Here is an 8,582-nt window from a genome sequence, read left to right on the forward strand (position 1 = left end):
TTATGAAGAAATTTATAGCAGGTGCAGCATCACTGATGCTTTGTATGGGGCTGCACGCCCAGGATTTCAGAATCAATCCATCGGGATATTTTGAGAATGGCGGGGCCAATGTGATGGTGTTCAGTGACGTCTACCCTGAAGGACACCAGGGAGGACTGACCCTTGTTTTGAATGGAGACCGCAGGGCTGCCAATGGAGATGTGCGCTTTGAAATCTCGCAAGGGCAGTGGCAGGGATTGCCCAAGATGAGAAGCCGGGTGGTGGATGAGGCTGACAATGAAATCCGTGTCACATTGAGTTATCCGGATTCGGCCAAACATATGGCAGGCTTTAATCCGATGATTTATCCGGATTTTGTTTTTGGCTATACCATTAAGGTCAAAGGCGAGAAGGATTATCTGGTATTGACCGTTGATTTGGACCAACCGGTGCCCGAGCGGTTTGCCGGCAAGTTGGGCTTTAATCTGGAATTGGTACCTTCCACTTTGCTGGGCAAGCCGTGGATTATGGACAACCGGACGGGAGTCTTTCCCCACCAGGCGATGGGGCCCACCATGAAACAGTCTTCCAACATGGAGCATATCGGAGATTTCAACCCTGGCGGGAAAGCTGATTTGGACCAGTTGCTGTTGGATAGAAAGACTTATAACCCGATGATTGCCGATGATATCGTCTCTGCTCCTTTGGCCGCAGGGAAAAAGTTTGTACTCAATCCTCAGGATGATTTGGCAAAGATTACGATTGAAAGTGAGAAAGGAGACTTGCTGCTGTATGATGGAAGGATAAATCATAACAACGGTTGGTTTGTGCTCCGTTCGGAGTTCCCGGTAGGGACAAAGGAAGGTGCGGTGAAATGGATAATCCGTCCGACAGTCACTAAAGACTGGCGTTATGCACCGGTGGTGCAAGCCTCTCAAGTAGGTTACCATCCTGGACAGAAGAAAGTAGCTGTCATAGAGTTGGACAAACGGGATACAGACTTCAAGCAACCTGCCCTTTATCGCATTGTTGCCGATGGCAGGAAACTGGTAAAGCAGCAGGCTGCCAAGGATTGGGGAGATTTCCAACGTTACCACTATCTGCAGTTCGACTTCACGGAAGTGACGGAAGAAGGGCTCTATCAGGTGATGTACGGCGATGCTGCTTCTCCGGTGTTCCGCATTGCCAAAGATGTGTGGGACAAGGGTATCTGGCAGGCAGAGGTGGAATACTTCTTGCCGGTACAGATGTGCCACATGCGTGTGAACGAAAAATACCGTGTATGGCATGACTTCTGTCATCATGACGATGCACGTATGGCCAAAACCGATATCAACCATATAGACGGATATACTCAGGGAACCTCTACTCTTTGTAAGTACCAGCCGGGTGATTTGGTTCCAGGGCTGAATGTGGGTGGATGGCACGATGCGGGGGACTATGACTTGCGTGTGGAATCCCAGGCAGGCGAGGCCTATATACTTGCCATGGCTTGTGAGAACTTTGGTGCCTATTGGGACGAGACTTCCATAGATTTTGAAAAGAAGATAGTCGAGATTCACCAGCCGGATGGAAAGAATGACTTGTTGCAGCAGGTGGAAAACGGTGCTTTGACGATAGTGGCGGGTTGGAAGGCTCTGGGGCGTCTCTACAGAGGGATTCTGTGTCCTACCGTACGCCAGTATGCACACTTGGGTGATGCGTCGGCCCATACAGACCATGTCAGTGGGACTGCCGACGACCGCTGGGTGTTTACGGAGGACAACCCTGGTAGGGAACTTCAGGTGGCTGCCTGGCTGGCAGGTATTTCACGTGTCTTGAAGGGACATAACGATGCATTGAGAGCGGATTGTCTGGAGATAGCCCGTGAATTGTTCAGGATTACCCGCTGCGACAACAACCGGGTGCTGACAGCCAAGGTACATGCTGCCGTAGAACTTTATTTGGCGACAAAGGAAGTGGAGTACCGTGATTTCGTTTTGCAGCAGCAGGATTTCATCTGCAAGAATATCCGTCAGACGGGTTGGTTCATCGGACGTTTCGACAAAGCTGTGGGAAATGCACGTTTCAGCAAGGCTGTTCGCAAAGCACTGCCGGAGTTGCAGGCTATGTATCAGGAGTATAGCAGTAAAACTCCGTATGGAGTGCCGCATGACAGAGGTAACCGTTCTTCCGGTTCATGGGAACCCCAGCATCTGGGCTACAATTACTGTTACCTGCATGCTGCCTATCCTGACTTGTTTGCACCGGACTATATTTTCAATGCTGTCCAATACCTGCTCGGTATGCATCCGGGATGTAATCAGGCAGCGTTTGTAACGGGAGTCGGTGCCGAAACGATGAAAGCTGCCTATGGTGTCAACCGTGCCGACTGGTCTTATATTCCGGGTGGAGTGTCTCCGGGTACAAATCTGATTCGTCCCGACTTGCCCGAATTACTTCATTTCCCGTTCTTATGGCAGGAAGGTGAATACTGTTTGGGCGGACATGCTACGTGGTTTATGTATATGGTATTGGCATCTCAGAAAATATTGAATGGTAATGAACAGTAAAATAAAGGTAGATAAGTTTGTAATTGTAGCTTTTCTGCTCTGCATGGTCTGCACTATGGCCATGCAGGCAAAAGCTTATGACAATTTTAAGGTATCGGTCTATGTACGTGCCTACGAGGTAGACAAGATGAAGGACATCCATTGGCTGGATTCGACTTGGAATGTGATTTCACAACAGTTGGAAGTGGACAAGATTTATCTGGAAACACATCGTGATTTACTGATTGTGGATGACGCCACCCTGGAGCAAGCTAAGAAATTTTTCCATGACCGGGGAATAGAGACTGCCGGAGGAATTACCTACACCATCAACGAGGCAAACAGTTTCGAGACGTTCTGCTATTCCAATCCCGAGCATCGTGAGATGGTGCGAAAGATTGCAGAACATACGGCAAAGCACTTTGACGAGTTTATTCTGGATGACTTTTTCTTCACCAGTTGCAAGTCGGACATAGAGATAAAAGCCAAAGGTGCGCAGAGCTGGACGGAATACCGTTTGAAGCTGATGACTGAAGCCGGGCGCGACCTTGTGCTGAAACCTGCCAAGAAGGTGAATCCTCGTGTAAAGGTAATCATCAAGTATCCCAACTGGTACGACCATTTCCAAGGTTTGGGCTTTAATCTGGAGGAAGGTCCCCAACTCTTTGACGGTGTCTGGACGGGTACCGAAACAAGGGACCCTGCCGGCAACCAGCATCTGCAGAATTATCTAAGCTATAATATTATCCGCTATTTCGATAATCTGCGTCCGGGCTACAACGGTGGAGGATGGGTGGACTCCGGTGGACTGAATCTAGGCATGGACCGCTATGCTGAGCAGCTGCATCTGACCATGCTTGCCAAGGCTCCCGAAATCATTTTCTTTGCCTATAACCAGCTTCTGGGCGTGAAGTTGTCTCCCAGGTTCCGTACCCCTTGGCAGGGCATGGGCACCAGCTTTAATTATGATGAGATGACTGCCCCTATCCGGCAGAAGGACGGAACTTCCATAGAGCCTACCACCATGGCACGCATTGCGGATGTTGTATTGAAACAGACTGATAAACTGATAGGTAAGTTGGGTAACCCCATTGGCATCAAGTCCTACAAGCCTTTTCATGTGGCGGGTGATGATTTCTTGCAGAATTATCTGGGCATGATAGGTTTGCCGATGGATATACGTCCCGTTTTTCCGAAAGACCAACAAGTGGTGCTGCTGACTGCCCAGGCGGCTCAAGCTCCGGAGCTCATGACCGACATTAGGAAGCAATTGCAAAGCGGACGGGATGTGGTGATTACAAGCGGCTTGCTGAAAGCCATTCCTGAAAAAATTGCCGAAATAGTAGAGTTGCGTTGTACCGATTTGAAAGCTCTTGTCAATGATTTTGGCCGATACGGACAAGCCGGACGCGATTTATTGATACCGCAGGTTCAGTATTATACGAATGATGCTTGGGAAGTAGTCAGTGCGGGCCGTCCGTTGACGGGAGGAGTATCGGGGTATCCTATTTTGTTGAGAGCTCCCTATGCCGCCGGCAATCTATATGTATTGACCATTCCCGATGATATGGGAAATTTATATGATTTCCCGGCAAAAGCCTTGAATGAGATTCGCCGCATTATGAGTAAGGATATGGATGTCTATCTGGAGGCTCCCTCCAAAGTCGGATTGTTTGTGTATGACAATAAAACACTGGTGGTGGAGAACTTCAATGATGAACCGGTGGAAGTGCGTATTGTTACCGATGATGAGGTGACGAAGTTGGAAAATCTGGAGAATGGGGATATTCTGGCTCCCCTTCCTGCCGAACCCGTACAGAGCAGGCGTCCGGTGACACCAAAGAACTCTTTCCGTTTGTCATTACTGCCCCATTCGTATAAGGCTTTCCAATATAAATGACGGGTAAGAAGATTGTCGGATAGTTATTCGGAAGGGTAACGGGAGGTCGGTTCTACAATGGGCCGGCCTCCTTTGCTTCCAGTCATCCGTGAGAATGCTTGTGTTCTTTCAATATCCTGTGCGGCAGTGTCCCGTGCCCCAGCAACTCTATCGGGCAGTTGAAGTTGCGTTCCAGCCATTCTTCCGTAACGCCGGTATCGGGATGGTAGTCCAGGGTTTCGTTGACGCAGGCAATGGACTTGACTTGCTGCAACACCGTGCCGATGTCGTGGCTGACGAGAATAATGGCGCAATCCTTGTTTATCTCTGCCAGCAGTTCGTAGAGGCGGGCTTCGAAATGCTTGTCGATGTATGTGCTGGGTTCGTCGAGAATCACCACCTGCGGGTCGGAGATGATGGCACGGCCCAGGAGGGCACGTTGCAACTGTCCGCCGCTCAAAGCGCCGATGGCACGCTGCTCCATGCCTTCCAGCCCCATGCGGGCTATCACGGCAGAGGCTTTCTCGCGGTGCCGGGCGGTGAAGCGTGAAGCCAGCGGCTTCTTGCTGCTGAGTCCTGAAAGGATGACCTCCTCTACGGTGATGGGAAATTTCCGGTCGATGCTGCTGTACTGGGGCAAGTAACCCATAGATAATTGACAATTGACAGTTGATGATTGACAATTGGCAATTTCGGAGGGGGATGGGGGGCAGGGGTGATATAGAATTTCCCCGGCGGTGGGTTTCAGCAGTCCCAGTATACATTTGATAAGGGTAGTCTTTCCACCACCGTTGGGACCGATGATGCCCAGAAAATCACGTTCGTAGATAATCAGGTTTATATCATGCAGTACGGTCCGGTTATCGTATCCGGCGCTGAGGTTCTTTATCTCTATAATGGGGGATGCAGGCATAGCTTCTTCTTCGTTAAATGGACAGAATCATCGTTTACTCTTTTACAAGCGCTCTGGCGGTATTCATCATCTCCTCCTCCCAGTCGTATGAGAGGGGATTGATAGCCACCACCCGGGTTCCGGTCTGCTGGGCGATAAGGTCGGCATTGCGGCGGTCGAATTCCGGCTGTACAAAGATGATGCGTACCTTCTCCTTCTTGCAGGAGTTTATCAGGTTCTTCAGATGGGTGGGAGAGGGTTCCTTTCCACCGGCTTCGATAGGAATCTGGTGCAGGTTGTAGTCGCGGGCAAAGTAGGAAAGTGCCGGATGATAAATCATGAAGGCACGGTCGGCATTCGGACTGGAAAGCATCTGGCAGATGAGGCTGTCCGTATGCTCTATCCGCCGGATGAGTGCGTTGTAACGTTCCATGTAGGCGTTTTCATTGGCTTTGTCTATGGTGCAGAGTGCATTCAGAATGTTCCCGGCAATGATTTGGGCGTTGATGGTGGAGTTCCAGATGTGGGGTTCCACACCACCGGCGTGCGTATGGCCTTCGTGTACATGTCCGTCTTTATGGTGATGCGCATGGGTCTCGTCCAGAATAAGTTCCACATTCTCGGACATGTCGAAGAATTGCAGGTGGGGAGCATTGTCCGTCAGTTTTTCCGTCCATGTCTGTTCGAAACCGATGTAGCCGATGCGGAAATAGGCCTTACTTTGCGCGAGGTCGACGAGCTGCTGGGGCGTGGGGTCGTAGGTTTCCGGACTTGAACCTTTGGGCACCATGCTGACGACGGTGAATTCATCGCCGGCAATGGCTTCGGTGAAATACCGCAGCGGCTCGATGGTGACGGTAATCACGGGTTTATCGTCATTCTTCTTGTTCTGTTGGCCTCCTTGCTTGCACGAGAAGAGCAAGGTGGCTATGAGGAGTAAAAAACAAAACTTTTTCATTTACAATTTACTATTTACAATTTACAATTTGGCTGCGCTGTGGCAGGGGGCATCAACTATTCATTATCAACTATTCCTTATCCATTATCACTTCCTCTTTCCTTCCCCTCAGTATCTCCCGTTTCCCTCCGGGGGGACCTGGGAGACGCTCTACCTTGAATCCTATGGCTTGCAGCATGCGACGTACTACTCCTTTGGCGCAGTAGGTGGTCAGCACGCCATCAGTGCTCATGGTGGCATGGATATTCCGGAAGACTTTTTCCTCCCACATTCCCGGTTGCTTTTCGGGTGCAAAGGCATCGAAGTAGACAACATCAAACGGAGATTTATTAATCATTAACAAACTGTCAATGTTTATTGTTTCGACATCTGCCTGCACTTTTCTCAGTGTGAAATAAGGAGTTATGGCAACTTCTTCTTCCCACGCAGCCCGATGCAGTTCCTCGAACAGAGGATTGTCGCTATATTTTAGCGCATCCACCTCCGGCCATGCAAGCGGATAGAGTTCAATACCGATATAGTGCACAGGTCTCTTTTCCTTTTCGGCAGTTTCCAGTGTAAGCAGGGCATTCAGTCCGGTGCCGAAACCGATTTCAAGGATATGCGGGCGGGCAGTAGCGGATGCTTTCAGTCCCATGTCGATGAAGATGTGCTGTGACTCTGTACGTGCCCCCTTTACCGAATGATAATGTTCATTCAGTTCCGGTACAAACAGTGTCACACTTCCGTCTTCCGTCTTCTCTATGATTCGTTGCATCACTTCTGCTTTTGTTGAATGTTTTTATTTAGTTTAATTCTCTGTGATTCAGCGTGTTGTTGCGCCTATATATCCAGCGTGCTGCATCTATACATCCAGCACGTTGCATCTATACATCCAACGCGTTGTATCTATACATCTATTGCTCAAACTCACTACATGTCAATAATTCATCATCGAAATGGCTCCTTGCAGTGCCCACAGCATAGCTATGTAGCGCACCAGTTTCCCTGCAAACATGGACGTGGTGGTCAGCATCAGATTACTGCGCATGAAGCCCAGTGCAATGGCTATGGCCTCTCCCACAAAAGGCAGAAAGGCGAAGAAAGCCATCAGTGCCCCTTTCCCTTGGAGGAAATGCTGCATCCGTTCTATCTTTTCCCTTTTTACCTTGAAATATTTCTCAATCCAGTCTATACGTCCCAGACGTCCCATGTAGTAGCACGTCATGCCTCCCAGCGTATTTCCCAAGGTGGCGGAGAGTACGCACAGTGCCGGGCTCAGACCGACCTTGACCAGTGCTACCATCACTATCTCGGAACTGAACGGAATGATGCTTCCTGCCAATAGGGCAGAGATGAACAGACCGACATATCCCCAGTCAATCAGCAGCTGTACGAGTGTATCTACAAAAGCGTCCATATATTGAATCCTAATAGAATGAATAATCCGATAAATGCACAAATGAAGAATATATTGGAACTGCGGCTATTTGTCAGTACAAACAAGTGTCCCGCCAGGATGCTGACACCGATGAGCAGGAAGGACATCAAGTGGACACTCAATGCCGGTTGCAGTCCGATATAGACAAAGATGCAGAAATTCAGCAGGATGAGGAAGTGTAGATAGCTCCGGGTGCGTATCTTGTCTTCATAGCCGGCAATGAGACAGTGTGCCGCGCTGACGATGAACAGAACAAGGAGATACCCAAGGGTGGCGAGTTTCCACGGCTGATAGTCGAACCGGATGGGAGCGAAGGTCACCAGCTCGCGGAAGGGCTGGCAGAAGAGTTCCATTTGCCCGTAGTAGAGGGCGTGTCCCAGCAACAGCCAGTAGGGTACGCTCCATCCTACCAAGGAAGCAAAGAAACTTTTGGGTTGGAGAGACTGGAAGTTGTAGGCGCCTATCCAGAAGATAGGGACAAACAGCATGAGCTGCGGAAAAAGCAGGCTGCCCAGTCCGATGAAGACAAAGGCGTGGAAGAGACTGCCCGTGGGCCGTGCCTGCTGGTAGCTCCTGAAGAGGAAAAACAGTGCCACCAGGAAGGAGGCGGATGCCAAGTCTCCCGCATACAGCATGTGCAGGCTGGGGCAGACGGATATCAGCAGGAAGTAGACAGAAGTCTGTACCGATGCCCGCATCCGGATGATGGCGAACGTATTGTTGAGCTGTATCAGGAAATACCCGATGACGGCATACAGAATAAAGCTGAAGAGACGGTTTGCCCAGGTGGGGATGCAGAAGTCGCAGAATGTTTCCCAAAGGGAATATCCGCTTTGCTGTGTCTCCGTCTCGGGCAACAGAACGGCAGTCAGTATCCAGCAGGATACTGAAATTAGGATAGCGGCGGGGAGTGTGAACCGCCC

Annotated in this window: 7 protein-coding genes; 2 read left to right on the top strand and 5 right to left on the bottom strand. The window is 50.0% G+C overall.

Features of this window, described 5'->3' with window-relative positions; translation table 11 throughout:
- Positions 1 to 2: 2 nt before the first annotated feature.
- The gene (locus tag DWY57_RS17490) at positions 3 to 2,531 is read left to right on the top strand and encodes a glycoside hydrolase family 9 protein (protein ID WP_119962155.1); all 2,529 of its coding nucleotides are present in this window, start codon (positions 3 to 5) and stop codon (positions 2,529 to 2,531) included.
- On the top strand, positions 2,521 to 4,410 hold the full coding sequence (locus DWY57_RS17495) for a hypothetical protein (RefSeq protein WP_207805184.1): 1,890 nt from the start codon (positions 2,521 to 2,523) through the stop codon (positions 4,408 to 4,410). Before DWY57_RS17490 ends, DWY57_RS17495 begins: the two co-directional genes overlap by 11 nt.
- Positions 4,411 to 4,492: 82 nt before the next feature.
- Here the strand turns inward: DWY57_RS17495 and DWY57_RS17500 are convergent, their stop codons facing one another.
- From DWY57_RS17500 to DWY57_RS17520, 5 genes are all read right to left on the bottom strand, one after another.
- Positions 4,493 to 5,302: a metal ABC transporter ATP-binding protein gene (locus DWY57_RS17500; RefSeq protein WP_119962156.1), complete on the bottom strand. Its 810-nt coding sequence runs from the start codon at positions 5,300 to 5,302 to the stop codon at positions 4,493 to 4,495.
- Between the two features lie 34 nt (positions 5,303 to 5,336).
- On the bottom strand, positions 5,337 to 6,239 hold the full coding sequence (locus DWY57_RS17505) for a zinc ABC transporter substrate-binding protein (protein WP_117964994.1): 903 nt from the start codon (positions 6,237 to 6,239) through the stop codon (positions 5,337 to 5,339).
- 70 nt (positions 6,240 to 6,309) lie between these two features.
- The gene (mnmD, locus tag DWY57_RS17510; protein ID WP_119962157.1) at positions 6,310 to 6,996 is read right to left on the bottom strand and encodes a tRNA (5-methylaminomethyl-2-thiouridine)(34)-methyltransferase MnmD; all 687 of its coding nucleotides are present in this window, start codon (positions 6,994 to 6,996) and stop codon (positions 6,310 to 6,312) included.
- 162 nt (positions 6,997 to 7,158) lie between these two features.
- Positions 7,159 to 7,638, bottom strand: a complete 480-nt coding sequence (locus tag DWY57_RS17515) for a YqaA family protein (RefSeq protein ID WP_005830979.1) — start codon at positions 7,636 to 7,638, stop codon at positions 7,159 to 7,161.
- Positions 7,623 to 8,582, bottom strand: a 960-nt coding sequence (locus DWY57_RS17520) for a hypothetical protein (protein ID WP_243634711.1), incomplete at its 5' end; no start/stop codon positions are given. The genes DWY57_RS17520 and DWY57_RS17515, both read right to left, overlap by 16 nt.

The sequence above is a fragment of the Bacteroides sp. AF25-5LB genome (genome assembly GCF_003602965.1).
Taxonomy (GTDB): Bacteria; Bacteroidota; Bacteroidia; order Bacteroidales; family Bacteroidaceae; genus Bacteroides; species Bacteroides uniformis.

What these genes read in the sequence shown, in the direction of transcription:
- DWY57_RS17500 (WP_119962156.1), bottom strand. Translation starts at nt 5,302, where the DNA reads ATGCCTGCATCCCCCATTATAGAGATAAAGAACCTCAGCGCCGGATAC.
- DWY57_RS17505 (WP_117964994.1), bottom strand. Translation starts at nt 6,239, where the DNA reads ATGAAAAAGTTTTGTTTTTTACTCCTCATAGCCACCTTGCTCTTCTCG.
- DWY57_RS17515 (WP_005830979.1), bottom strand. Translation starts at nt 7,638, where the DNA reads ATGGACGCTTTTGTAGATACACTCGTACAGCTGCTGATTGACTGGGGA.
- mnmD (WP_119962157.1), bottom strand. Translation starts at nt 6,996, where the DNA reads ATGCAACGAATCATAGAGAAGACGGAAGACGGAAGTGTGACACTGTTT.
- DWY57_RS17495 (WP_207805184.1), top strand. Translation starts at nt 2,521, where the DNA reads ATGAACAGTAAAATAAAGGTAGATAAGTTTGTAATTGTAGCTTTTCTG.
- DWY57_RS17490 (WP_119962155.1), top strand. Translation starts at nt 3, where the DNA reads ATGAAGAAATTTATAGCAGGTGCAGCATCACTGATGCTTTGTATGGGG.